At 37.9% G+C, this 24053-nt stretch carries 22 protein-coding genes; 7 read left to right on the forward strand and 15 right to left on the reverse strand.

Going from position 1 to position 24053, the window contains the following annotated elements:
* Nucleotides 1-5: 5 nt before the first annotated feature.
* Both R3F25_08865 and R3F25_08870 read right to left on the reverse strand, forming a co-directional pair.
* Nucleotides 6-218, reverse strand: coding sequence for a twin transmembrane helix small protein (locus tag R3F25_08865; GenBank protein ID MEZ5496928.1), 213 nt, complete (start codon nt 216-218; stop codon nt 6-8).
* A gap of 9 nt (nt 219-227) precedes the next feature.
* Nucleotides 228-2405, reverse strand: a complete 2178-nt coding sequence (locus tag R3F25_08870) for a carboxy terminal-processing peptidase (protein ID MEZ5496929.1) — start codon at nt 2403-2405, stop codon at nt 228-230.
* A 243-nt stretch (nt 2406-2648) separates the two neighbouring features.
* Between R3F25_08870 and R3F25_08875 the strand changes: the two genes are divergently transcribed.
* On the forward strand, nt 2649-3362 hold the full coding sequence (locus tag R3F25_08875; protein MEZ5496930.1) for an FKBP-type peptidyl-prolyl cis-trans isomerase: 714 nt from the start codon (nt 2649-2651) through the stop codon (nt 3360-3362).
* A 70-nt stretch (nt 3363-3432) separates the two neighbouring features.
* Here R3F25_08875 and R3F25_08880 read toward each other — a convergent pair whose 3' ends face one another.
* The 5 genes from R3F25_08880 to R3F25_08900 all read right to left on the reverse strand — a co-directional run bounded on the left by R3F25_08880 (nt 3433) and on the right by R3F25_08900 (nt 6540).
* On the reverse strand, nt 3433-3693 hold the full coding sequence (locus R3F25_08880) for a PqqD family protein (GenBank protein ID MEZ5496931.1): 261 nt from the start codon (nt 3691-3693) through the stop codon (nt 3433-3435).
* Between the two features lie 62 nt (nt 3694-3755).
* Nucleotides 3756-4403 (reverse strand): DUF3106 domain-containing protein, encoded by a 648-nt coding sequence (locus tag R3F25_08885; protein ID MEZ5496932.1) that lies wholly within the window; start codon nt 4401-4403, stop codon nt 3756-3758.
* Between the two features lie 16 nt (nt 4404-4419).
* Complete coding sequence (locus tag R3F25_08890) at nt 4420-4770, reverse strand: hypothetical protein (protein ID MEZ5496933.1); 351 nt, start codon at nt 4768-4770, stop codon at nt 4420-4422.
* Complete coding sequence (locus tag R3F25_08895; protein ID MEZ5496934.1) at nt 4763-5344, reverse strand: RNA polymerase sigma factor; 582 nt, start codon at nt 5342-5344, stop codon at nt 4763-4765. Before R3F25_08895 ends, R3F25_08890 begins: the two co-directional genes overlap by 8 nt.
* 89 nt (nt 5345-5433) lie before the next feature.
* Nucleotides 5434-6540, reverse strand: a complete 1107-nt coding sequence (locus tag R3F25_08900) for a trypsin-like peptidase domain-containing protein (protein ID MEZ5496935.1) — start codon at nt 6538-6540, stop codon at nt 5434-5436.
* Between the two features lie 173 nt (nt 6541-6713).
* Between R3F25_08900 and petA the strand changes: the two genes are divergently transcribed.
* The 4 genes from petA to R3F25_08920 all read left to right on the forward strand — a co-directional run bounded on the left by petA (nt 6714) and on the right by R3F25_08920 (nt 10697).
* Nucleotides 6714-7307 (forward strand): ubiquinol-cytochrome c reductase iron-sulfur subunit, encoded by a 594-nt coding sequence (petA, locus tag R3F25_08905; GenBank protein ID MEZ5496936.1) that lies wholly within the window; start codon nt 6714-6716, stop codon nt 7305-7307.
* Between the two features lie 26 nt (nt 7308-7333).
* A complete protein-coding gene (locus R3F25_08910) occupies nt 7334-8548 on the forward strand; it encodes a cytochrome bc complex cytochrome b subunit (GenBank protein MEZ5496937.1) in 1215 nt (404 codons plus the stop codon).
* Complete coding sequence (locus tag R3F25_08915) at nt 8548-9285, forward strand: cytochrome c1 (protein MEZ5496938.1); 738 nt, start codon at nt 8548-8550, stop codon at nt 9283-9285. The genes R3F25_08910 and R3F25_08915 overlap by 1 nt, the downstream gene beginning before the upstream one ends.
* 83 nt (nt 9286-9368) lie before the next feature.
* Nucleotides 9369-10697, forward strand: coding sequence for a UDP-glucose/GDP-mannose dehydrogenase family protein (locus tag R3F25_08920; protein ID MEZ5496939.1), 1329 nt, complete (start codon nt 9369-9371; stop codon nt 10695-10697).
* Here R3F25_08920 and R3F25_08925 read toward each other — a convergent pair.
* Entirely contained in the window at nt 10694-11197 is a 504-nt protein-coding gene (locus R3F25_08925; protein MEZ5496940.1) for a phosphatidylglycerophosphatase A, read from the reverse strand. The two genes, R3F25_08920 and R3F25_08925, sit on opposite strands and share 4 nt — an antisense overlap.
* A gap of 122 nt (nt 11198-11319) precedes the next feature.
* On the opposite strand from R3F25_08925, the gene rapA reads away from it, so the two are divergent.
* Nucleotides 11320-14172, forward strand: a complete 2853-nt coding sequence (gene rapA, locus R3F25_08930) for an RNA polymerase-associated protein RapA (GenBank protein ID MEZ5496941.1) — start codon at nt 11320-11322, stop codon at nt 14170-14172.
* Between the two features lie 8 nt (nt 14173-14180).
* On the opposite strand, the gene R3F25_08935 is transcribed toward rapA, so the two are convergent.
* Both R3F25_08935 and R3F25_08940 read right to left on the reverse strand, forming a co-directional pair.
* Entirely contained in the window at nt 14181-15254 is a 1074-nt protein-coding gene (locus R3F25_08935) for a glycosyltransferase family protein (GenBank protein MEZ5496942.1), read from the reverse strand.
* Entirely contained in the window at nt 15251-15775 is a 525-nt protein-coding gene (locus tag R3F25_08940; GenBank protein ID MEZ5496943.1) for a phosphatase PAP2 family protein, read from the reverse strand. Before R3F25_08940 ends, R3F25_08935 begins: the two co-directional genes overlap by 4 nt.
* 231 nt (nt 15776-16006) lie before the next feature.
* On the opposite strand from R3F25_08940, the gene R3F25_08945 reads away from it, so the two are divergent.
* On the forward strand, nt 16007-16576 hold the full coding sequence (locus R3F25_08945) for a hypothetical protein (protein ID MEZ5496944.1): 570 nt from the start codon (nt 16007-16009) through the stop codon (nt 16574-16576).
* Nucleotides 16577-16625: 49 nt separating this feature from the next.
* Here R3F25_08945 and R3F25_08950 read toward each other — a convergent pair whose 3' ends face one another.
* The 5 genes from R3F25_08950 to R3F25_08970 all read right to left on the reverse strand — a co-directional run bounded on the left by R3F25_08950 (nt 16626) and on the right by R3F25_08970 (nt 24024).
* Nucleotides 16626-19679: a hypothetical protein gene (locus tag R3F25_08950; protein ID MEZ5496945.1), complete on the reverse strand. Its 3054-nt coding sequence runs from the start codon at nt 19677-19679 to the stop codon at nt 16626-16628.
* 11 nt (nt 19680-19690) lie between these two features.
* The gene (locus R3F25_08955) at nt 19691-20491 is read right to left on the reverse strand and encodes an outer membrane lipoprotein-sorting protein (protein MEZ5496946.1); all 801 of its coding nucleotides are present in this window, start codon (nt 20489-20491) and stop codon (nt 19691-19693) included.
* A gap of 165 nt (nt 20492-20656) precedes the next feature.
* Complete coding sequence (gene fghA, locus R3F25_08960) at nt 20657-21490, reverse strand: S-formylglutathione hydrolase (protein ID MEZ5496947.1); 834 nt, start codon at nt 21488-21490, stop codon at nt 20657-20659.
* A gap of 2 nt (nt 21491-21492) precedes the next feature.
* Entirely contained in the window at nt 21493-22626 is a 1134-nt protein-coding gene (locus R3F25_08965) for an S-(hydroxymethyl)glutathione dehydrogenase/class III alcohol dehydrogenase (protein MEZ5496948.1), read from the reverse strand.
* Between the two features lie 60 nt (nt 22627-22686).
* Nucleotides 22687-24024: a choice-of-anchor Q domain-containing protein gene (locus R3F25_08970; GenBank protein ID MEZ5496949.1), complete on the reverse strand. Its 1338-nt coding sequence runs from the start codon at nt 24022-24024 to the stop codon at nt 22687-22689.
* Nucleotides 24025-24053 lie beyond the last annotated feature (29 nt).

Genomic DNA, 24053 nt, shown 5'->3' on the forward strand with positions numbered 1-24053 from the left:
TTTATTTAAGGGTGAACTCTCGACAATGAATGCGGTTGTATCCATCCCATATACATGGCAAAAATGATAAACATGAATAAAGCGAAACTAACTGCAATTCTAACAGTGAGAAAACGCACAGTATTTGTTCCCCTGCCTTTTTCCTTTATCAGATAAAACATCGCCAGACCGAGATTATAAATAATAAAAAGCAATACCAGAATAATAAAAATTTTCATTATTAAACCCTAGTTATTGCTGCCAAGCTCTGATGGTTTTTGTGAGTTTTCAGCTATTAATTTGCTTTTTTCCAATTCCAGCATGTCTGAAATAATTCTGGCTGCTTCTTTAAGGATAAAGTCTCCGTCAGGCTCTGAATTATTCTCAGACTCGGTTTCTTCATCGCTGAGATCAATGGTTTCACCTTTCACATCATCTTCAGAATTATACAGAACCTTGACTAAGGTAATCGCAGGATCAAGGCTACCTTTAAGGATTTCTTCTCTTTGTTGTTTACGTTGTTTCTTTTTATCTTCTTGCTCGTCATTTTCCTGTTTTCGTTTACTTTCAGATAAGGAAACAGTGATGTCTTCCTTGAGCTCATTGTAATAGTCATAATCTTCTTTAATAAAAGTGAACTCAGGGTTTAGTTCCTCTCTTTGCTCGTACTGTTTTCTCAAAACAGGAATAATTTGTGTTAAGTCTCCGGACATATCATAATTTGAGCGTTTAATACTCGTCCATGGTAAAGCATTTTCGTATTCGCTTTCACCATAGCTGTCGGTACCGGCTCTGTCAGGAAATTGAATATCAGGAATTACTCCACGATTTTGTGTGCTTCCGCCATTAATCCGGAAAAATTGAGATAATGTCAGTTTCAGTTGTCCCATTGGATGTTCATTGCTACTACTGGCGTAATTTTGCAAAGGAATCAAACTTTGGACTGTACCTTTGCCGAAACTTCTTTCTCCGACAACAACAGCTCTGCCATAATCTTGCAACGCCGCCGCAAAAATCTCTGACGCAGATGCAGAAGCACGATTAATCAGAACAATAACCGGCTTATCCCATACCACCGATTTATCCATATCCCGATCAACCGAGATGTTTCCCCGAGAATTTTTAATTTGAACCACCGGCCCTTGCTCGATAAACAATCCTGTCAAGTCTCTCGCTTCAGTTAATGAACCACCACCATTGTCACGCAAATCCATGATTAATGCTTCAACATTTTCTTTCTCAAGTTTGGAAAGAATTTTCTTAACGTCTTTGGTAGTGCTTCGAAAATCATCTTCGCCGTCAGCTTTTGCATCAAAATCGAGATAAAAAGCAGGCAAGTTTATAACTCCAATTTTATGATTCTGGGCATCTGAATCGACTTCTAAAATTTGATACTGAGCTGCTTGTTCTTCCAGTTTTACTTTGTCACGAACAATCGCGATGATATGTGGCTTTGCATCGAGGCTTTCATCTTCTCCAATGACAGATAATCTGACAACCGTTCCTTTTTCACCGCGAATCTTTTCCACCACATCATCAGTTCTCCAACCAACAACATCAATAAAACTCCCGCTTTCTCCTTGTCCGACAGCAACAATTCGATCACCGCTTTTCAGTTCACCTTGCTTTTCCGCAGGGCCACCTTTAATGATTTTCATGATGGTGACATGTTCATCTTTTATTCCTAACAAAGCTCCAATGCCTTGTAGTGTCAAACTCATGTTTATCTTGAAATTTTCTGATGTTCTGGGAGCTAAATATGATGTATGTGGTTCAATCAAATTGGCATACGAATTCATAAATATCTGAAAGACATCTTCATTATTGGAGTCGGAGACCCTTTTGTCGATTTGTTCATATCTTTTTTTCAGAGTTTCTTTAATATCATCATCCTCTTTTCCGGCGAGCTTCAGATTCAGATAATCATTTTTAACTCTTTTTCTCCATAACTCATCCATGTCTTTTTCATTAGTGATTCGATCTTCATCCTCACGATTCCAGATATAGTCTTCATCAACAGTAAAATCGAAACCTTTTTCAAGGAGTTTGACAGCATACTCGGTTCTTTCCTGAATTCTTTGAACATAAAGAGTGAAGATTTTAAAAGCGAGTTCCACATCACCGGATTTGATGGCATCATCAACATCTAATTTGTATTTATTAAATTCTGCAATATCTTGTGCATAAAAATACACTTTGTTTGGATCAAGAATTTCAATATAGTTGTCGAGTATTTTTTGTGAAAAATCATCATCGAGTTTTATCGGTTTGTAGTGTAGTTGCTCCAGCAAACGAACTAACCAGCGACTGGTTTCTTTTTGATAAGGCTCAGGTTTTAAATCAACAGCTACGGGTTTTGCAAAGGAAACTCCGCAAACGATGAAAGCTAATAGTAATAAAACACTTTGATTTAATTTGTTTCTCATAATTTTCTCTTTGAACTTTTTCTCAAACATTCTGACTAACTGCATGATTTGATAATATATCTCAATCTGTCATAAAACAAGACTTGATATTCGCATGAATTAAAAAATATGACAATAGGAGATTGTAAGGGTTTCATTTTTATGTAAATTTAATGTCATTTCAGTGATTTACTTGAAATCATTGGCTTCAAGCCTTACCTTACCGAACAAAATTTATTTACGTTTCCAAATGGAGAAATTTATATGAGAAAAACTGTAACAAGTTTATTGGCAGGAACTGTTTTGATGACTTCAGCTACTTTTGCAGCTGATTTGGATTCTGACTTACAAAAAAGAAATTACATGATTGGTTCTGACGTTGGAGCCTATATCAAGAAAAGTGGTATGGAGTTTGATACTGACTCTTTTGTTGCCGGTGTTAAAGATGCTATTGCCGGTGGAGATTTGCAATTAAATGCAGAGCAGATTGCTGAAATTCGTAAAGCTCTTCAAGAAGAGCAAAGAGCTGCTGCTGAGAAACAACGTGCTGAAATGATGGCAAAGCTGGAAGAAGACAAAGTCAAAAACCTGGAATTAGGCAAAGCATTTATGGACAAAAAAGCCAAAGAAAAAGGCGTTATGAGTACAGAATCAGGCATGCTTTATGAAGTTGTTGAACAAGGTGATGGTGCAAAACCAAGTTCCGCGAACTCAACTGTTGTGGTTCATTATACAGGTACTTTAATTGATGGAACTGAATTCGACAGCTCTGTGAAAAGAGGCCAACCAGCTACTTTTGCTTTGAATCAAGTCATAAAAGGCTGGACAGAAGGTCTGCAATTGATGAATGCCGGTTCAAAATATCGTTTCTACATTCCACCTGAAATGGCTTATGGTTCTGATGCTCGCCCAGGCAGCCCAATCGGACCAAACAGCACATTGATTTTTGATGTGGAATTGATTGAAGTTAAAGAATAATTTAATTTCTCAGGAAGTAAAATTAAAAGCCACCAATTTGGTGGCTTTTTTATTGCGTCAAGTTTTACGTCTAACCCTCGAAAACAATATTCTTTTCAATTAACTGCTGTAAGAATAGTTGGTAGTCTTCCTCAGCTTGATGGTTTGAAACATCATAATTTTCAACCAGCTTCTGAACAATGCTTTCAGATGTTTCGCCTTGGGAAAGCAACTGAAAAATATGACAGGAGGTTTCATCCAACTCATAATACATACCGGTTTTGGGTTCCAGCAGTAAAATTTTGCCATCTTCGACAGGCGTTTTTAAAACTTTTGGATTGATTTGGTACATCGACCTATATTATTCAGCTTAATAAATAAGCTGATAATCTTATCCGTTCTTTTCAGAATGGTCTAGAGCCCTTCGACAAATTTTGCTCTTTTATCCGAATTCATTTCCAACAACTTGAGGGTTAAATCGTGCCTTTGTTTAGGATTCATGTCCTTCATGTGTGCTCTGAGTTTTTTCCTTTGTTCAGGTTGTAAACTTTGCATCATTTCGATAATTGGCTTTCTTTTTTCGATATCGAATTGATTGACGAATTCTTTTCTTTGTTGTTGATTTTGAAAGCGTTTGAATGCTTTTTTACGTTGTTCCGGAGGCATCTGCTGAAATCTGTTGCGCAAATTTTCTCTGCGTTCCGGAGGTAAATCCTTAAACTTTTCATGAGCCTGCTTTAAACGCTGTCTTTGTTCCGGTGGTAGGTTTTTGATTCTTTCCATGCGTTTTTTTAATTTTTCCCTTTCTTCGGGTGGAAGGTTCTTAAAGCGGTTAAGTTTTTGCTCGGATTCCTTTTTCTCAACAGGACTCATAGCAATCCATTTATCGGTATTTGCGACCAGTTTCTTCTTGGTTTCATCATCCAGCTCATTCCAACTGCTTTCAAAGGGTAATAAAAGTTTTTGTTGTTCGTCACTTAATTCTTTCCATTGAGGTTGAGAGAAAGCGGATAAGCTGCAAAGTGATAAAATGATAGCTAATTTGTAATTGTAAAATTTCATTTTCATATTCAATCGGTTAGATAGTGGATAAGTCATCTTCTGAGCTTAACCACTCGTAAAATTCTAAATCTTCAACCAGTTCCATTTGGTCAATCATATCCATCTCTTGCACAATGCTGAGAGCTTGTTGATCATTAATCTGTAACGGAACACTGTTACTAAGCAACAAAGGCAAAATAATATAAGCTGCAAGAGCTGCCATTGCTGTAACCGGCATCAGCCAAAATCGGGATAAATCAAAAAAACGAGTTTTTTGTGTAAGGGCTTTTTGTCTGGACTCCCTCAGATTGTCAGAAATGTGAGAATCTAAGTTTTTAGTTTCTGTATTAATGATTTCATCAGTTAGTTGGTTTAATTTTTTATCCATTGTAAGAATCCTCATTAAATTCGATTTGTGTTCTGATTTGTTGTAAAGCACGGAACAAGTGCGTTTTTACACTTCCTTGCGAACATTTCATTGATTTAGCTGTGTCTTCGACACTCAAACCTTCCCATATCCTGCAAATAAATGCCTGAAGTTGGCGAGTTGGTAAATTATTTAATGTATTTTGTAGTGACTGCATCTGTTGTTGATAATCCAGTTTTTGTAATATAGGAATTTCATTGTCCTCGACAGCTTGGTCAATGACGTTATCTTCTTCCTCATTATGAAAAAAACTGAATAGTGACTTTCTTTGAGTATTCTTGCGATGAAAGTCAGTAATGCGATTGTGTAACATCCGATAAAACAGTGATGCCCAGTCTGAAAAATCTTTTTTGCGGTATTTTTCGACAAATTTAATCATCACATCCTGTACCACATCCAATGCATCATCAGGGTTTTTCAAAGACATGTTGGCAATCACATAGGCTTTCTTTTCGTTTTCAACAAAAAATTGATTCAGTTGCAATGTGTTATCCATTGGTTGAGTCTTTGAAGTTGCAATCGCTGTTGTTATCATTTCATTCAGTTATATTAGCATAATTGATGGCATGCTAACTAAACGAATTTATCTTACAATGGTTGACTTGAAAGTTGAAAATTATTTTCTTAGCGAATTTCAGGCAAGCGTTCAACTGTCTGAATTTGTTTTTCAAAAGGCTGTCCCTGACTATAACCTTTAATTGTTAGAATTTGTCCGGGTTTCGATTGAGCAATAAGCTCTTTGTAGTGTTTTTCATTCTTGATTTCCTCCTCATTAACATGAGTGAGAATATCTCCTTGTTTTAACCCTACTTCCAGAGCAGGCGAATCTCTGTATACTCCATAAACCAAAACACCTTTTTCAGGTTTGATGATGCGTGAACGATAATATCGTTGCGGATTGTACAAGGCGACGCCAATCCAGCCTCTTAAAACCTTACCATTTTTGACAATTTCCTTAATAATTAGACGTGTTGCATTAGAAGGAATTGCAAAGTTGATTCCCTGAGCACCATTTTGATTGAAAGTGGCTGTACTAATACCAACAACTTCTCCATTGGTATTAATAAGAGCACCTCCGGAATTTCCTTCGTTAATTGCAGCATCCGTTTGGATAAAGTTTTCAATAGTACTGACATCGATACCACTTCGTCCTTTCGCACTGATTATCCCTAACGATACACTCTGGCTTAAACCATAAGGACTTCCAACAGCCATGACGATATCCCCGGTTTGAGTTTGATCGGAGTCCGCAAATCTTGCCGGTGAAAGATTGAGAGCTTCGATTTTCAAAACCGCAATGTCTGTATCAATGTCAGAGCCAATCACACTGCCTTCAAGCAATGTGTCATCCCAAAGGGATACAATGATTTTCGTAGCATTATTAATCACATGATAATTGGTAACAATATAACCATCTGCGGTCATTATCACGCCTGAGCCCAAATATTGCTGAGTGATTGATTGTGGAACGAGTGAACTGTATCCCATCAGTCTTTTCATTGCAGGATTTAAATCAACCTCTCTTTCACTCTGTGCATAAATACTAACAACTGATGGAGCAATTTTATTGACAGCCGGAGCGTAACTGGTCGGGGTTAATGTTGGGTTAACAGATGCAGAGTTATTGTTATTTAATAACTCAGGTTTAAAAAAGACAATTAAAAAACCGAGTGCCAACCCTACAAGAATTGACTGAAAAATAAATTTGGCTGCTGACTTAATGTCTTTCATAAAAAATCGGATTGGCAATTAACTGTAAGTATGCATTTTCTTTGTTAATTCAAGGTTAAATCTAAAATTTGTCTATATTAGAATAATTGAATACATCTTTATGTGTTAAATGAGTTAATTTTAGAGTAAAATTTGCGGGTTAAATTCAAATAAAAAAGTAGGAGTGAGTAATAATGACTGATAAAGTCAATGAAAGTCGCAGAAATCTGCTTATTGGCACTTCTGTTGTGGGAGTGGTGGGTGCTGCTTTCGCTGCGGTTCCTTTTATCAAGTCCTGGCTTCCCAGTGAAAGGGCAAAATCAGCAGGTGGACCTGTTGAGGCGGATTTTTCCAAACTGGAAATGGGCCAAAAAATGCAGGTTATGTGGAGAGGTCAGCCAATTTTTATCGTTAAACGCGATAAGACATTGTTAAACACACTTCCCGGTCTTGCAGATCGATTAAAAGATCCGGATTCCGAAAACAGCATTCAACCTGAGTATGCAAAAAATCTTCACCGTTCCAGAAAAGAAGAACTTTTGGTTATGGTTGGAATTTGTACGCATTTGGGTTGTTCACCAAAATTCTATCCTGAAATAGTCCCTCAAGCATTTGATAGTCAATGGAAAGGTGGCTTCTATTGCCCTTGCCATAACTCCAGATTTGACATCTCCGGCAGGGTATTCAGTGGATCTCCGGCAGGAACTAATTTGGTTATTCCTCCTTATGCTTTTCTTGATGAAAACAGACTGATTGTTGGTGTTGAAAAAATTGAGGGAGAGGCATAATGAGCAAAACTAAAACTTCAAAAGGCATGGGTGCAAGATTCCTTGACTGGATGGATTATCGCTTACCCGTTTCTAAAATGTGGAAAGAACATGTATCAGAATATTATGCACCTAAGAATTTTAATTTCTGGTATTTCTTCGGTTCATTAGCCATGCTGGTATTGGTTAATCAGCTTCTTACCGGAATTTGGTTAACTATGCATTATAAACCGGATGCTGAACAAGCATTTGGTGCTGTGGAATACATCATGCGTGATGTTCCATGGGGCTGGCTCATCAGATATTTGCATACAACTGGTGCTTCAGCTTTCTTTATTGTGGTATATTTACACATGTTCCGTGGTTTAATGTACGGTTCCTATAAAAAACCAAGAGAACTCATTTGGGTTTTCGGCATGGTGATTTATGTTGCTCTTATGGCAGAAGCTTTCATGGGTTATGTTCTGCCTTGGGGGAATATGTCATACTGGGGTGCTAAAGTAATTACTCAATTATTTGGTGTGATACCTGGTGTTGGGGATACGCTTCTTGAGTGGATTCGTGGTGATTACATTGTTTCCGATGCGACATTGAATCGTTTCTTCGCATTGCACGTTGTGGCAGTGCCAATCGTCTTGCTAGCTTTGGTTGTACTTCACCTCGCTGCATTGCATACTGTTGGCTCAAATAATCCTGATGGCGTTGAAATCAAAAAGAACAAAGATGAGAACGGTATTCCAAAAGACGGCATTCCTTTCCATCCTTACTACACCGTAAAAGATATTTTTGGCGTAGGGATGTTCTTGTTAATATTCTTGTTTATCGTTTTTGTTAAACCGGATATGGGTGGTTTATTCCTTGAACATGATAACTACACTCCGGCTGATCCGGGCGTAACTCCGGCTCACATCAAACCGGTTTGGTACTTCACACCTTTCTACGCAATTCTGAAAGCAGTACCGAATCCGCTTGGTGGTATGATTTTAATGTTTACAGCAATTATTCTACTTTTTACATTGCCATGGTTGGATCGAAGTGAAGTGAAATCCATTCGCTACAGATTATTACCATTCAAGATTGCATTATTCTCATTCGTAACCGCATTTGTCATTCTTGGCTGGTTAGGGATGCAGTCAGGTAGTACAGTTCAAAAATACATGGCAATTGTTTGCACAGTAGTTTACTTTGCTTACTTCCCATTCCTGTATTTCTACAGCAAGAACGAAAAACATAAACCAATTCCAGAGAGGTTGACACACTAATGAAAAGATTAATTTTAATATTGTTATTATTACCTTTTGTCAATACTTTTGCCTCAGGAGGTTCCGAACATCTTGAGCAAGCTCAAGCAAATATTCGTTCAAAAGAGTCGTTAATTAACGGTGCTAAATACTATATGAGCTACTGTTCGAGTTGTCACTCTTTACAATATCAACGTTATAGTCGTATGGCTCAGGACTTAGGTTTGACAAAAGAAGAAGTTGAGGAAAATTTAATTTTCACAGGTGCAAAGTTTACAGATCATATCACAAATAATATGTCTGCCGCTGATGCTGAAAAATGGTTTGGAAAAGCTCCACCGGACTTGACAGTCATAGCCAAGGCCAGAGGTGTTGATTGGATTTATACCTATCTAAAGAGCTTCTATAAGGATCCAACCAGGCCTTCGGGTTGGAACAATACTTTATTTGTTGGTGCTTCGATGCCGAATGTATTCTGGAAAGAGCAAGGTGTACAAGAAGCTCATTTTGAAGAGCATACCACCGCTGATGGCGTTGTTACACACTCATTCAAAGAGTTTACAAAGCTATCTCAAGGCACAATGTCTGATGAAGAATTTAATGAGACAGTCAGAGATGTAGTCAATTTTCTGGCATACACTGCTGAACCAGCTCAATTGATTCGTATGGCTTATGCTCCGTGGGTGTTATTGTTCTTGGTTATCTTTACATTCATGGCTTATTTATTGAAGAAAAACTATTTCAAAGACATTCATTAAATAGTTTCATGCAGGTTCGAAAAAGGGCAACGTCCATTGGTCGATTGCCCTTTGTTTTTTTAGGATTAAAAATTTAAAAAACTATGAAATTAACAGTTATTGGTTCTGGTTATGTCGGCTTGGTTAGTGGTGCTTGTTTTGCTCAAATGGGCAATACAGTTACATGTATTGACATTGATTCAGAGAAAATTGAAAAACTGAATCAGGGAATCATTCCAATTTATGAACCCGGATTGGAACGAATGATTGTTGATAATATGAAGAAGAAAAACATCTTCTTCTCAACGGACTTGCAAAATGCTCTAGAAGATTGTCAGGTTATTTTTATTGCCGTGGGAACACCAACCGGCCAAGATGGAAGTGCTGATTTACAGTATGTCATTTCTGTGGCAAAAAGTATTGGTAAATATCTTTCAAACTATGCAGTCATCGTTGATAAATCAACCGTACCCGTTGGTACGGCAGATAAAGTTCGGGAAACCATAACTGCTGAATTAAAAGTCAGAAATATAGATATCGACTTTGATGTTGTAAGTAATCCGGAATTTTTGAAGGAAGGAGCTGCTATTGATGATTTTATGTATCCGGATAGAGTCGTGGTTGGTGCTGACAATGAAAAGTCAATGAGCATCATGCATGAGTTATACTCACCTTTCATGAAAAACCACGACCGTTTTATCAGCATGGACATTAAAAGTGCGGAAATGACTAAATATGCAGCCAATTCCATGTTGGCTACAAAAATTTCTTTCATGAATGAAATTGCCAATATCTGTGAGCTGGTCGGAGCTGATGTTAATAAAGTTAGAAATGGAATTGGAAGTGATTCCCGTATTGGCTACAGTTTTATTTATCCCGGTTGTGGATATGGCGGAAGTTGTTTCCCTAAAGATGTTAAAGCTTTGGCAAAAACAGCTGCCGATAATGGCTACATACCGCAAATATTGAATGCAGTAGAATCAGTCAATGAAACCCAAAAACACATCATTTCTGATAAAGTGATTAAGCAATTTGGTGAAGATTTAAACGGTAAAATATTTAGTGTCTGGGGATTGGCATTTAAACCCGGAACCGATGATATGCGTGAAGCCTCATCAATCACCATTATCAACGAACTGACAAAACGTGGCGCTAAAATTCAGGCATACGACCCCAAAGCCGTTGATGAGGCAAAAAATCATTATCTCAAAAACAATCAAAATGTGACCTATTTTCAGGAAAAATATGCGGCATTAGAAAATTCCGAAGCATTGATTCTTGTGACCGAATGGCTTGAATTCCGCAGCCCCGATTTCGCAAAAATACGCTCAATGCTGAATTCCAATATGTTTTTCGATGGTCGCAATCAGTTTGAAAAATCAAAAATGCAACAACAAGGATTTCAGTATTTCCAGATCGGTGTATCGGATTAAAAATACTGCGGCAAATATTTATCAGCAACAAACAACAATATCATCGCATAAATTCCCGCAACCACATCGTCAATCATGACTCCGAAACCACCGGAAACTTTTGAGTCCAACATTTTGATTGGATAAGGCTTAACAATATCGAAAAAACGGAAAAGCACAAATCCAACCAGAACATTCTGCCAGCTAAAGGAAACCAGGCACATGGTTATCCAAAAACCGACAAATTCATCCCAGACAATTCCGCCATAATCATGAACTCCCAATCGTCCACCGGTGACATCACAAAGTTTGATGCCAACAATAAATGCAATAAAAACCAGCCACAAATATAAAGGTAAACTAAATTGAACCAACAGATAGTAAAGCGGAATGGCGGCGAGTGTTCCGAATGTTCCGGGAGCGAATGGCGACAAACCCGAGCCAAAGCCAAATGCAAAAAAACCGGCAAAGGTTTTGAATGTTAAATCAACAGGAGATTGGAGTAATTTTTTGGAAGTCATGTTATCATTTTATCCGCAATAATCGGATATTCAATTTATTTGTTTTTCTCGCCTCAAAAACTGGCATCAAAACTTTTTTTCGCTATCATTAGCATTTCATTTTCATCATTCGACATTACCGCATGACAGAACAATTTGATTTTACTGTTGGACAAAGATTTATCAGTCAAACCGAGCAAGAACTGGGTTTAGGAAGTGTAGAGCAAATCAATCACAGAATGGTCAAACTTGTTTTTCAGGCAGCGAATGAAGCTCGTGTCTATGCCAAAGACAACGCACCAATCACCCGAATCATCTTCGAAAAAGGCGACAAAATCCCTTCCAGAGACGGCTGGACATTAACCGTTGAGGACGTGAAAGAGTTTAATGGGTTAGTTATTTACCAAGGTATTGATGAAAAATGTAATGATGTTCTTCTCCCTGAAACTGAAATCGCTGATTCAATTAAATTAGATCGTCCATCGGAACGATTACTTTCTGGGCATTTGGACTCCAATAAATGGTTCAATCTTCGCCAGTTGGCCATTTCAAAAATTAACGAATTTCAAAAAAATCCGCTTTATGGTTTATTGGGTTGCAGAACATCGCTTCTCAAACATCAATTGTATATCGCACAAGAAGTAGCAAAGAGATTTTCACCAAGAGTTTTGCTAGCCGATGAAGTTGGTTTGGGTAAAACAATTGAAGCCGGGTTAATCATTCACCAGCAATTACTCAAAAATCGTGCCAAAAGAGTTGTTGTAATTGTCCCTGAAAGTTTGACACACCAATGGATGGTAGAAATGCTGAGACGTTTCAATCTGCATTTTAGTGTTTATGATGAAGAGCAATGTTTGGGAATTGAAGAATCTTCTGAATTTGAGACTCCTTTTGAAAACAGTCAATTGGCAATAATTCCTATGCAATTTTTGCTAAAAAATGCAAAACGTGCTGAGCAATTGATTCAAACTCAATGGGATTTGCTGGTTGTTGATGAAGCTCACCATATCAAATGGTCGATTGATAACGTCAGCGATGAATACCATTTAGTCGAAAAATTGGCAAACACCATCAAAGGAGTGCTTTTACTGACAGCCACTCCGGAACAAATGGGCAAAGAAAGCCACTTTGCCAGACTTCGTTTATTGGACTCCAATCGCTTTTCTAACTTTGAAGAGTTTGTTCAAGGGGAAGAAAACTATCAAAGCATCGTCAATGCCATTGACGTACTCAGATCCAAAAAGCCAATGACTAAAACCGGGGCAAAAAATACTGCAAAGGTTTTTACAGATGATGCTGACATCCAATTGGTGCAGGATATCTTTGAAGAGAATTTGGATGAGGCTCAAAAGCAAGAATCCAAACTGCAATTGGTCGAGAAGTTACTCGATCAGCACGGAACAGGCAGACTTTTGTTTCGAAATACAAGAACGGCTATCAAAGGCTTTCCAAAAAGGAAACTTCATCATTATGCTTTGAATAATTGTTATGAAAAGGCTTTTGATAAAGACATTTCTCTACAACTGACACCGGAAAGAATTGATAACTTCCCCAATTGGACGAAATTGGACTCCAGAATGCCATGGTTGGCTGAGCAACTTTTTTCATTAAAGCATAAGAAATTTCTGCTGATTGCTGCACACAAACAAACTGTTTTAGACATTGCTGATAGTCTCAGAGAGAAGTTTGGTATTCATGCTGCTGTGTTCCATGAGGATATGTCCTTGATTGAGCGAGATCGCTCTGCAGCCTGGTTTGCTGATGAAGAAAAAGGCAGTCAAATCATGCTATGTTCGGAAATTGGCTCAGAAGGCAGAAACTTTCAGTTTGCACATCATTTAATTTTCTTTGATTTACCTTTAAATCCAGACTTGCTGGAACAACGAATCGGTCGTCTTGATCGTATTGGTCAGGAAAATATTATTCATATTCATGTTCCATATCTGATGGATACAGCAATGGAGAAGTTATTTCACTGGTATAACAAAGGTCTTAATATTTTTGAAAGTGTTAATCCGGCAGCTCATAGTATTTTCCGTAAACAAAAAGAGAAGCTGCTTTCGTGTTTGAAAACTGAAGATTGTGAAATGGATGACTTGATTCAGGAAACCAAGGAAATGAACAAAAACCTGAATCAGGAATTTAACAAAGGTCGTGATCGCTTGCTTGAATATAACTCCTGCCGTCCGTTTGTTGCTGATGAAATGCATGAACAGGCATTAGCATCAGAAGACACCTCGTGCTTGCGTTTTATGCATCGGATTTTTGATCGTTATGGTGTTGATTATGAAGAATTAAGACGAAATGTTGAATTTATCAAGCCTGGAGAATCTTTAAAAGGCTATTTTCCGGCATTGATAGAAGATGGCATGAGTGTCACTTTTGACAGAGAAACAGCATTAGCAGATGAAACCTTGCATTATTTGACATGGGAACATCCGATGGTTGTAGAATCTATGGAGATGATAGCAACGGAAGAAAAAGGTAACGCCTGTTTGATTTCTTTGTCAAACACTGGCTTGCCACCTTCAACAATCATTGTAGAATCATTATTTAATTTCAGTACTCCGGCAGAGAGTCATTTGCAAATATCAAGATACTTGCCAACCGATTCCATAAGGATTGTTGCTGATGAAAAACTCATTGACCGAAGTAAAGCTCTAACAATTCCTGCAATTCAAAACAATCACTCTTCAGTTCCTCTGAATATCGCTTTACAAGTTGTGAAAATGAAGCAAACAGAGATTAAAAAAGTCATCTCTGCAATCGAAACTAAGATTGAGAAACTTCAACCGGAATACATTAAACAAGCTCAGGAAAAAGCAGAATCTGTTCTCAATAAAGAAATCGAAAGGTTGCAAACACTTGCGAAACGAAATCCGAATGTCAGAGAAAGCGAAATTGAGTATTTACAGCAACAAAAACAAAAAACACTCAAAACTCTGGAACAATTACAGATTCAGATGAATGCAGTCAGAGTTTTGGTTTGTTTGTAGTGAGTGATTCAGTTATACACTAAACTTCCGAATTGATTATTGCTGAACTCTCGTTTGACTTCGACTCCTTGCCAAATGTTTGAATACCAATTTTCATCTCTTTGAAGCATACCATTTTTTATCCATTTCACAATGTACTCAGCAACATTGGGATAATTGACCTGAACTCGTTCCGCTAAATCCAATTCGTTATTGATATATCGAGAATTCAACGCTTTGATAGTTTTTCCATATTTCAATGCTTCCAAAGCGATAGCATTGGAGTGTTGTTCAACCTGTCCATCTAATGGTCGAACCAGTAATCGTTTTCCTAAACTAATCACTTCTGAACTCAACTCAAAGCCAGCATTTGCAAGAACTGCGTCACAATTGTATAAATCACAAAGAAAGCCATCTCTTGATAGTGGTTTGAAATTAACATTCTTTGCAAAGGAATTAATTGGTTTCGGAGCATAAACAGTGAAATTAAAACTCTTGAGCGGTGCTAAGCTTCTAAGTACTTGGTGTTGGTTTTCAAAAGGTAAATAAACCAACACTTTATTTTCAATAACAATGTTTGATTTGTGTGTATGTGTTTCAATAATCGGAGGCAAAATATTTTGATTAAAATGATGCCAATGTAATGCCAAATAGCTTTTCACGGGTGCAAACTTATTGAGTACAAATCGTGAAAAGATATCTCCTTTTTTCTGCGGAATTGAGAAATTGAAAACATATTGGTGTCCCAGACCAATGACAGGAATATCTGTTTTTTTTCCGACCCAGGCAGTAATTGGTTCAAAATCGGTAATTATCAAATCATAATTGTTGATATTAATGCTTTTAATATCTTTTTTGAATTGCTTTAAATCAAGTTCAAGTGCAGTCTTAAAATAGTTCACTTTTCCATTCTCAACATGAAAAGTCAGGCCTTTTCTATAGTCGGAGTTTTTAAAATCTTTCATACAAAAATACTTGTCTTTATCACGACCCGAAAAAAGCCAATCGACTTCAATATCTGTTTTTGCAAACTCTTTTTGCATTGCTCGAGCGCGGCTGATATGACCATTCCCTGTTCCTTGAACACCATATAAGATTTTCATATTAATCCCATCCAAATTATTGTGAATTTTGAAATGCTGTATCCCATTAAAACGCCGACAAGAATATCTGTGGGAAAATGCACTCCAAGCACAATTCTTGATAACCCAATTAATGCTGACCAAAGGAGTAAAGGTATGGTTAACACTGGGATAAATAAGGATGAAATCATTGAGAAAAGAAAAGCGGAAGATGTATGACCGGAAGGAAAGCTGAAAGCATCGCTTGGTTCAATATAATGAGGTACATTTGCTACTCTATATGGTCGATTCCTTTTGAGAGTATTTTTTAAAATATAGTAAAGAGGTCGTTCAATCGCAAACCCCAAAGCTAAAGCCCAAAAATAACTAGATTCGCCTTTTGTGAAAATTAACGACGATAGTCCAAACAAAGCGTACAGCCAACCATCACCGGATTTTGATATCCATCGGCTTACAGGAAGTAATTTTGAATGTATTGATGCGTCTAATAATTTATGAATACAAATCACGTCCCATTTATGCAGCCAATTTAAGGTTCTCATCTTTTATACCTCTTTTTCTACTGATGAGGATTTTAGAGTGATAATGTTTCAAAAATATGGCGGTTTGGTTAAGAATTCATGACATGTTTTGTTTTTTTATCATATAAATTTGAATTAAAGAACTTAAAACTTCGGACAATTCTTATCTTAAATGATAAAAATAGATCTGTGTGTCAGTTAAAGGACATTAAGTTTGTTTATAATTATATGAATCAAATTAACTGAATAAAAATGTTTTATAAAACTTTACTCCTTAGCGTTTTATCTGTATCAGCATTTGCGAGCGAACATACTGATGAAGCTGATTACCTGATGCAGTCCTATCTGAAAAACAACAACTTTGTTGAGAAATTGCCGGATTATTCTGACGGTAAAGCGATGGGTGTACATAAATCTATGTCAACTCACTTTTCAATTAATGGACAATCTTCTATCAAGGGAAACATTCAAATCGAGAAAATATCCGGAAGATTTCGTTTACCCTTGGCAAAAACCGATAATATCAGTTATCAGCACAAACAAATTAAAGTCAATGCAACAATCAAGGTAGATGAAGGTGTTTTGAAGATATATAACCCTGTGGACATCAATTTTTGGAATATGGCGAAATTATTTATTAGTCATCCGGATAGAAAGTCTGATGATATTTCCAAGTGGCAACTCAAAGGATTTGTTGAAAAGACAATTGATAACTCTAAAAGTATAACGGCGCAAGTGAGTTTGTTAGCTATCGGTAATGGCTACTATCTTTTGCTGGCAAGCGAGGATTCGGTTTCCGGCGTGGAAATTGAGCTGAAATAAAAAAGCCTGTAATGAATACAGGCTTTAAAAGGTTAGCTTGAAATTATTATTACGCTTCTTTTAGAAAATCCTCATAAGATTGAATCTCGACTGATTTTCCTGTTTTTAAGAACTCGCTGATTTCGTTTTTATAAATTTTCTCAAAAGTCTTTTCAGCTTCTTCTAGACTCTCACTCAGTAGCTTCATGTTTGCTTTCTCAGGAGAAGAAGGAGGTGCAAAACCACTGGCAACTTTTGAATACAGATCTGCTAATTTCTCACGCAACTGCTTTTCCGCACTACCCACATAGTTGTCACCAGAAGTGATAACTAAAGTTTCTTTCAGGCTTTGCAACTGAGCAATTAAATCTTTATTATCTTCAGCGTCTGACTCAGCTGCTGCCAGATAAGCATCAATTTTATAAACAAGATAGGCAAGTTCCTGATTCATTTCATATAAAGACATAGTGGTTTTATAAAGTTCAGTTCTTTGCTTATCTGTATATGGAGAATCAGGGTCGTTCTTTAGAACAACTTCGGTTTCATAGCTTTCTTTACCTTTTGTGAATACAACTTTGTATGTTCCCGCTGGGGCTCGAGGAGTTGTTAATCCACCAAATGCAAAGGTTTTAGCCTTAGCCAATTTTGGTCTTTTCAGCATTCCATTCCAGTTAACAATATTGATGCCCTTTGCTTTTCCGGCAGGAAGTTCCGCGACCATATTGCCATCTTTATCAAAAACTTCCATTTTTGTTTTTCCAAAAATATGTCGTTTCTGTAAATAGTATGCAATTCGGGCATTGTCATTGGGATTAGGACCAACAAACTCCATTTCGGTACTGTATCCACCAAAACCACTGGCTTCGTTTATCGTTTTTGCTTTTGAAGTAAAGAAATGAACCGGTTTACTTAAAACATCGGCATTGATTTCACGCAATGGACTGATATCATCAATGATGATAATACCTCTACCATGTGTTGCCATAACCAAATCGTTAGTTTGTGGTTGTAATTCCAAATAATGAACGGCAACCAAAGGCATGTTATTGGTAAAGTGACTCCAGTTTTTTCCGCCGTCTATTGTAATGAAAAGCCCTCTTTCAGTTCCCAGAAATAACAAATCCGGGTTCTTGTAATCTTCCTGAAAACTACGAGCAAATCCTTTAATGTCGTCAGTAACTAATGATGTCCAGCTCTTGCCAAAGTCGGTTGTTTTAAAGACATACGGTGTTGAATCACCGGCAGTATGACCGTCAAATACCGCATAGGCTGTTCCTCTATCATGAGCACTTGCCTCAATGTGATAAACCCAGGTGCCTTTCGGCAAACCTGAAATATTCGACTCCACACTTTGCCATTTCTTACCTGCATTTTTTGTTACCTGAACTCTGCCATCATCGGTTCCAACCCAGACGATTTTTTCATCCAAAGGAGATTCTGCAATGGTAAAAATGGTTCCGTAGTTTTCAGCTCCGGAGTTATCTTTAGACAAACCGCCGGAATTTTCTTGATTCTGTTTGGAAGTATCATTGTAGGTTAAATCTGATGAAATCTTTTTCCAAGTATCGCCGGTATCATCGGAGCGGTATAAAAACTGACTGCCCATATAAATACGATCCGGTTTATTGGGACTTTGAACCAATGGTGCGTTCCAGTTAAATCGAAGTTTCGGATCACCTTTTTCTTTGAGAGGTTGAATGGTTTTAACTTCATCCAAGCTCTTGTTGAAACGCCAAACATTTTCAGCACCTTGCATTTCAGAATAAACAATATCTTTGGTTGGATGTTTAATCACTCTGAATCCGTCACCAAAACCAATGCTTTCCCAGTCTCTGGCTTCTATTCCACCTGGAGAGGACGAAGGTCCGTACCAACTACCATTGTCTTGTAAACCACCATAAACATTATAAGGTTTATGGTTATCAACACTCACATGATAGAATTGTGAAATTGGTAAATTGGCGACAATTTCCATGGTATTTGTACCATCCCATGTTCTGTATAGTCCGCCATCAGTCGCAACATACATGCGATTGGAGTCATTGATATCAAAAACAATATCGTGAATATCCGGATGCATTTGCCCCAGGTTTTTAAATGTTTTTCCGCCATCACGGCTGATTGAACCAAAAACGCCGGCTTTAACAACAACATCCGGGTTTCTCGGATCAACAGTAATTCTGGAGAAATAGAACGGACGCACCACCAAACCAAAGTCATTGTTCAAATGATTCCATGATTGACCGCCATCATTAGAACGGTATAACCCTTTTTCGCTATCTTTTTCAGTTTCTAATACCGCATAAACAATATTGCTGTCCGAAGGAGCAACAGCTACTGCGATGCGACCGAGTTTCCCTTCAGGAAATCCGTTGTGGATTTTATTCCAGGTTTTGCCGGAATCAACAGACTTGTATAACGCACTATTGTTGCCACCGGAATTGAAGGACCACCCTGTTCTTCTGAATTCCCACATAGAAGCATAAAGCACCGATGAATCACTTGGATCCATTATGACATCAGAGCAACCAGTCTTATTGTCAATATATAAAACCTTTTCCCAAGAACTGCCATCATCAGTTGATTTATAGATACCACGCTGATCGCTATCACTCCAAAGAGCACCTAAGACACAAACATAAAGTTCATTTCGGTTTTTGGGATTAATTTCAATTCCGGCAATTCTTTCCGAGTTTTCAAATCCAACTCGTTTCCAGTTTGTACCGCCATCATCAGAACGGAACAAACCATCACCTGTTGAAACCGAGTTTCTGGTCCAGGTTTCACCGGTTCCTACCCAAATCGTTTTGTCCGGTTGAACCGGATCAACTTTGACGACGCCAATGGATTGAACATGATCATCAAAAATCGGGTCGAATGATGCTCCTCCATTCTGGGAACGCCAAACACCACCTCCGGCTGAACCGATGTACATCACTTTGCTGTTTTGTGGATGAACCTCAATGTCATTAATACGCCCACTCATGACAGCGGGACCAATTTGTCTGGCCGTCATATTACCAAATAATGCATCACCTTTTAATACGGCCTCGTCAGCAAAAGATGATGATGAAAGTCCAAGAGCCAGAATTAAAGCTGATTTTTTATAAAACGAAGATTTCATATCAATCACCTTTATTTATTTTCAGCAGATGCTTCTGCGGTCTCTGTTTTTTCAGTTGCAGTTTCAGTCTCAACAGGCATGTCAAAATCAGTCTGAGAAACTTGAGGATTTAATTCAACTTTGGAAACAGTCATTGTCACGGCGGGACCATCTTTTAACCCTTGAGTCATTGAAAATGGCACATAAAAGCCTTCCACTTCCTGATAGTCGCTCATTTTGTTCTCGCCAACCTTACCTTTCATAGGTCCTTGGCGAATTTCTGTCTCAACAGCTACCGGAACAAAAGCCTCAGTATCAAAATAGTAATAACTAATATCCTCAACAGATTCACCATCAACTGTTAAAGGCTCTTTTACCAATTTGACTTTGTAGGTATCTGACCCTTCCTTACTCTCTGTTCCCATTAACTCAACGGTGTAACCGTTTTCTTTCCAATTTAAAAAAGGACTTGGAAAGTCATTCATCTCCAATTTACGGTTTTCAGTCGATTCTGCGTCAGCTTTTTCCGCTTTCATGGTCATGAAGTTCGTACTCCACATGGTTTCGCCATCGAAAACACCTTGTTTCAATTCCTTACCTTGAAAGGTGAACTTCATGTATTGGCGTCCATCTTTAAGGCTAAGAATTTCAAACGGGAACTTCATACCACCCTGATTGAATTCTCCGGAAAGTTTCATTCCCTGTAAATTATTCCATGCTTCAGAACCACCGGTATTCTCAATATATCCGTTAATAATTTCATCAACCTCAACCGCTTGAGCTGAAGTAAAAGTCATTGTCGCAAGAATCAGAGTTTTAATTGTATTTTTCATGAGCTTTCTCAATTTGGTTAATAACAGCGTTTATCATACAAATGAGAAATATTGAAGTCTATATGCTAAAGGTCACATGGTGGTTTTGAATCACCTAAATGATGAATGAATTTATCTCATACTTACCATTAAGTAATGATTTGCTTTTTTCTGTAACTTAATGAATTATGACAAATAGTTTAAATGGAACCGAATATGCTTTTCAATAAATGTACTGATGAAATAATAGCTATGATCATATCCTTTATGAAACGTAAGGTCTAAGGCCCGTCCACTCTCTTTACATACAATTTCAAGGTTTTCAGTAAGTAACTGTTGTGGATAGAATTCATCATTCAACCCCTGATCAACAAGTAAGGGGGCTTCACTTGATTTTCCTGTCTTTAATAATTCACAGGCATCATATTGTTTCCATAACTGCTTGTCATCTCCCAAATACCCCTGAAAAGCCTTTTGTCCCCACGGACACTGAGTTGGATTTACTATAGGAGAAAAGGCAGAAATCGAAGAAAATATCTGAGGTTCTTTCAATCCAAGCACCAATGCACCATGGCCTCCCATTGAGTGTCCTGAAATAGAAAATTTTTTAATGCCAAAATCGTTTCGCAACAGTTCGATTAAATCACACGTGATGTAGTCATACATCTGATAATGATCTTTGAAATATTCAGTTCGTGCATTTAAATAAAAACCTGCGCCACTGCCAAAATCATAACTGTCATGTTCTCCTGGAAGATCAAGCCCACGAGGTGAGGTGTCCGGACAAATAATCATGGTCGAAGTATTCTGAAGAAAAAATTGTGCTCCGGCTTTAGTAATAAAATTTTCTTCAGTGCATGTCAGACCTGACAGCCAAATGATAGCTGAATCAATCTTTTTAATATCAACTGGTAAAAATGCAGAAAAAGCCATGCTGGTTCGAGTCGATGAACTTTCATGCCGGCAAAAAATTGTTTCACCGGAAAATGTTTTATGTTTTTTTAAAGTTTCAAAAGTCACAATCACTCCATTGTATAATCAATCACGGAACGGATACTTTTACCTTCATGCATGAGATCAAATGCCTCATTAATTTTGCTAAGAGGGAGTTTAAAAGTTACAAGGTCGTCCAGATTGATTTCGCCACTCATATATCTGTCAACATATCCCGGTAGTTCTGTTCTGCCTTTCACTCCGCCAAAAGCACTGCCTCTCCAGACCCTTCCAGTCACCAGTTGAAAAGGTCTGGTACTGATCTCCTGACCGGCACCGGCAACGCCGATAATAATTGATTCCCCCCAGCCTTTGTGACAGCATTCCAGCGCCGAGCGCATAAGCTGTACATTTCCGACACACTCAAAGGAATAATCCACGCCTCCATCTGTGAGTTCGACGATAACATCCTGAATTGGTTTGTCATAATCTTTAGGATTGACAAAATCAGTGGCACCAAATTTCTTTGCCATTTCAAATTTATCTGGATTGACATCAACACCAATAATTTTACCCGCTTTCGCCAGCTTCGCCCCTTGAATTACTGACAGACCGATTCCTCCCAGTCCAAACACAGCTACTGTTGCTCCTTCTTCTACTTTTGCGGTGTTGAAGACAGCTCCAATTCCCGTAGTAACACCACAACCAAGCAAACAGATTTTATCCAGAGGGGCATCTTTACTTACTTTGGCCAAAGACACTTCAGGTAACACTGTGTATTCAGCAAATGTAGATGTGCCCATATAGTGATAGATCGTTTTTCCATCTTTTGAAAAACGACTGGTGCCATCCGGCATCAATCCTTGTCCCTGAGTTTCCCTGACACTGGAACAAAGATTGGTTTTACCAGATTTACAGAATTTACACTCACCGCATTCAGCCGTGTATAAGGGTATAACATGATCCCCTTTTTTCAAAGTTGTCACACCTTCACCGACCTGTTCGACAATCCCTCCGCCTTCATGTCCTAAAATCGAAGGAAAAATCCCCTCAGGATCTTGACCGGACAATGTGTATGCATCCGTATGACAAACGCCGGTAGCGACAATCCTGACCAGAACTTCACCTTTTTTTGGCATTTCCAGGTCAACTTCTTCGATCGATAATGGTTCGTTGGCTGCCCAGGCAACAGCAGCTCTGACTTTCATAGTGTTTTTGCTCATGAGGGACTCGGTATTATTAATTCCCAGCAAGTCTAACTTATTTGATAGATTATAATCAAATCATTCAAAACCATTAATAAAAATATAATCAAAATCTTCAGGAAGTTCTACGGCTCCGATATCGCACTCGGCTGTTCCATTGCCATCTCCGTCATGCGGACGTCCAATCCCGGATAAGTCACGGGTATTGCTGGTACAACCTGATGTTGAATCCACATCAACCAATGGACTGGAAATTGATGGAGGTGTTATTAGTCTAGATCCCCCATAAAACCCAAGGGGCAATAATTTGGAATCAGTATTTTTGATATCATAGGCAAAACTTCCCGAGCATGATGTTCCACTATCAACATTTCTGTGATAGGTCGGAGTACTTGTGGCATCATCAATACAACCAACGGTTGTATCAAAAGCATTTCTCTGTACTTGAGTGTTTGAGTTTAAAGTTGAATTAACTTCAAACCCCTGATTTTTGGTAAATGTATTAAATCTGACCGTATTTACAGTATTATCGTGGATATGTATAGTATTTGTAGCCGTGTTTTCAATGAATAGCGAGTTTTCTATATAACCTTTACTGAAAACCGATAAAAACACATCAGTACCCGTGTTTTGCATAAAAAGAGATTCCTTAATACTGATTTTGTTATTGCCTGTTTCGATATTGTTGTGGTTATTGATGAATTCGCTTCTGTTTATGATAAATGTTTCAATTCCATTATTGAATGTACCATAGTGATATATTGACCCGCCAAAACTGGATGAGTTGTTAGTGAATATTGTGTCACTGACGTCCAATAAATAATTCTCAAGATAAATGGCTCCTCCTTTACTGGTTGCCTGATTATTGATGAACTCTGAATTGTACACTCTAATCCATCCACCGGAATTATAAGCGTTAATCGCCCCACCACTACTACTTGTTCCAGCAGAGTTATTGATAAACTTCACATCATCAATTATTAACTCGTTAGTTGCGACCACATCAATGGCACTTGATTTTGCACCACCTATTCGGAATCCACTTAATGAAACAACATCTTGTCCTGATGTATTGATTTGGAAAATATGACCTGTATTGTTGACAGAAGGATATAAAACTAGCTTGTCTGAGCCAGGTCCAATAATGGAAACCCCTTCAATGATTGGGTATTGAAATCCAAGTTCAATAGCATCATTAAGGACATTAGGAAGCAATTCAATTACATCTTGGGTAGGAAATGTCTGGCCGGCCGGGCATTGGTCAACGGCAACATTAAGATTAGCTGCTAGCAAGGCTTCTTTTAAAGTACAATTTCCATCATTTGTTTGTGTATCCTGATTGCTATCAACGAGTATAATAGTTGCCTCAACCACCTGGCAACATAGTAGTATAGATAGGAATAAATACTTTTTCATAACTTTCCCCTTTTTTAATCATTTACTTC

It is taken from the genome of Gammaproteobacteria bacterium, from assembly GCA_041395445.1.
Classification (GTDB): domain Bacteria; phylum Pseudomonadota; class Gammaproteobacteria; order Xanthomonadales; family Marinicellaceae; genus NORP309.

Coding starts and splice junctions, on each gene's coding strand:
- R3F25_08865 (MEZ5496928.1), bottom strand. CDS start 218: ATGAAAATTTTTATTATTCTGGTATTGCTTTTTATTATTTATAATCTC.
- R3F25_08870 (MEZ5496929.1), bottom strand. CDS start 2,405: ATGAGAAACAAATTAAATCAAAGTGTTTTATTACTATTAGCTTTCATC.
- R3F25_08875 (MEZ5496930.1), top strand. CDS start 2,649: ATGAGAAAAACTGTAACAAGTTTATTGGCAGGAACTGTTTTGATGACT.
- R3F25_08880 (MEZ5496931.1), bottom strand. CDS start 3,693: ATGTACCAAATCAATCCAAAAGTTTTAAAAACGCCTGTCGAAGATGGC.
- R3F25_08885 (MEZ5496932.1), bottom strand. CDS start 4,403: ATGAAATTTTACAATTACAAATTAGCTATCATTTTATCACTTTGCAGC.
- R3F25_08890 (MEZ5496933.1), bottom strand. CDS start 4,770: ATGGATAAAAAATTAAACCAACTAACTGATGAAATCATTAATACAGAA.
- R3F25_08895 (MEZ5496934.1), bottom strand. CDS start 5,344: ATGATAACAACAGCGATTGCAACTTCAAAGACTCAACCAATGGATAAC.
- R3F25_08900 (MEZ5496935.1), bottom strand. CDS start 6,540: ATGAAAGACATTAAGTCAGCAGCCAAATTTATTTTTCAGTCAATTCTT.
- petA (MEZ5496936.1), top strand. CDS start 6,714: ATGACTGATAAAGTCAATGAAAGTCGCAGAAATCTGCTTATTGGCACT.
- R3F25_08910 (MEZ5496937.1), top strand. CDS start 7,334: ATGGGTGCAAGATTCCTTGACTGGATGGATTATCGCTTACCCGTTTCT.
- R3F25_08915 (MEZ5496938.1), top strand. CDS start 8,548: ATGAAAAGATTAATTTTAATATTGTTATTATTACCTTTTGTCAATACT.
- R3F25_08920 (MEZ5496939.1), top strand. CDS start 9,369: ATGAAATTAACAGTTATTGGTTCTGGTTATGTCGGCTTGGTTAGTGGT.
- R3F25_08925 (MEZ5496940.1), bottom strand. CDS start 11,197: ATGACTTCCAAAAAATTACTCCAATCTCCTGTTGATTTAACATTCAAA.
- rapA (MEZ5496941.1), top strand. CDS start 11,320: ATGACAGAACAATTTGATTTTACTGTTGGACAAAGATTTATCAGTCAA.
- R3F25_08935 (MEZ5496942.1), bottom strand. CDS start 15,254: ATGAAAATCTTATATGGTGTTCAAGGAACAGGGAATGGTCATATCAGC.
- R3F25_08940 (MEZ5496943.1), bottom strand. CDS start 15,775: ATGAGAACCTTAAATTGGCTGCATAAATGGGACGTGATTTGTATTCAT.
- R3F25_08945 (MEZ5496944.1), top strand. CDS start 16,007: ATGTTTTATAAAACTTTACTCCTTAGCGTTTTATCTGTATCAGCATTT.
- R3F25_08950 (MEZ5496945.1), bottom strand. CDS start 19,679: ATGAAATCTTCGTTTTATAAAAAATCAGCTTTAATTCTGGCTCTTGGA.
- R3F25_08955 (MEZ5496946.1), bottom strand. CDS start 20,491: ATGAAAAATACAATTAAAACTCTGATTCTTGCGACAATGACTTTTACT.
- R3F25_08965 (MEZ5496948.1), bottom strand. CDS start 22,626: ATGAGCAAAAACACTATGAAAGTCAGAGCTGCTGTTGCCTGGGCAGCC.
- R3F25_08970 (MEZ5496949.1), bottom strand. CDS start 24,024: ATGAAAAAGTATTTATTCCTATCTATACTACTATGTTGCCAGGTGGTT.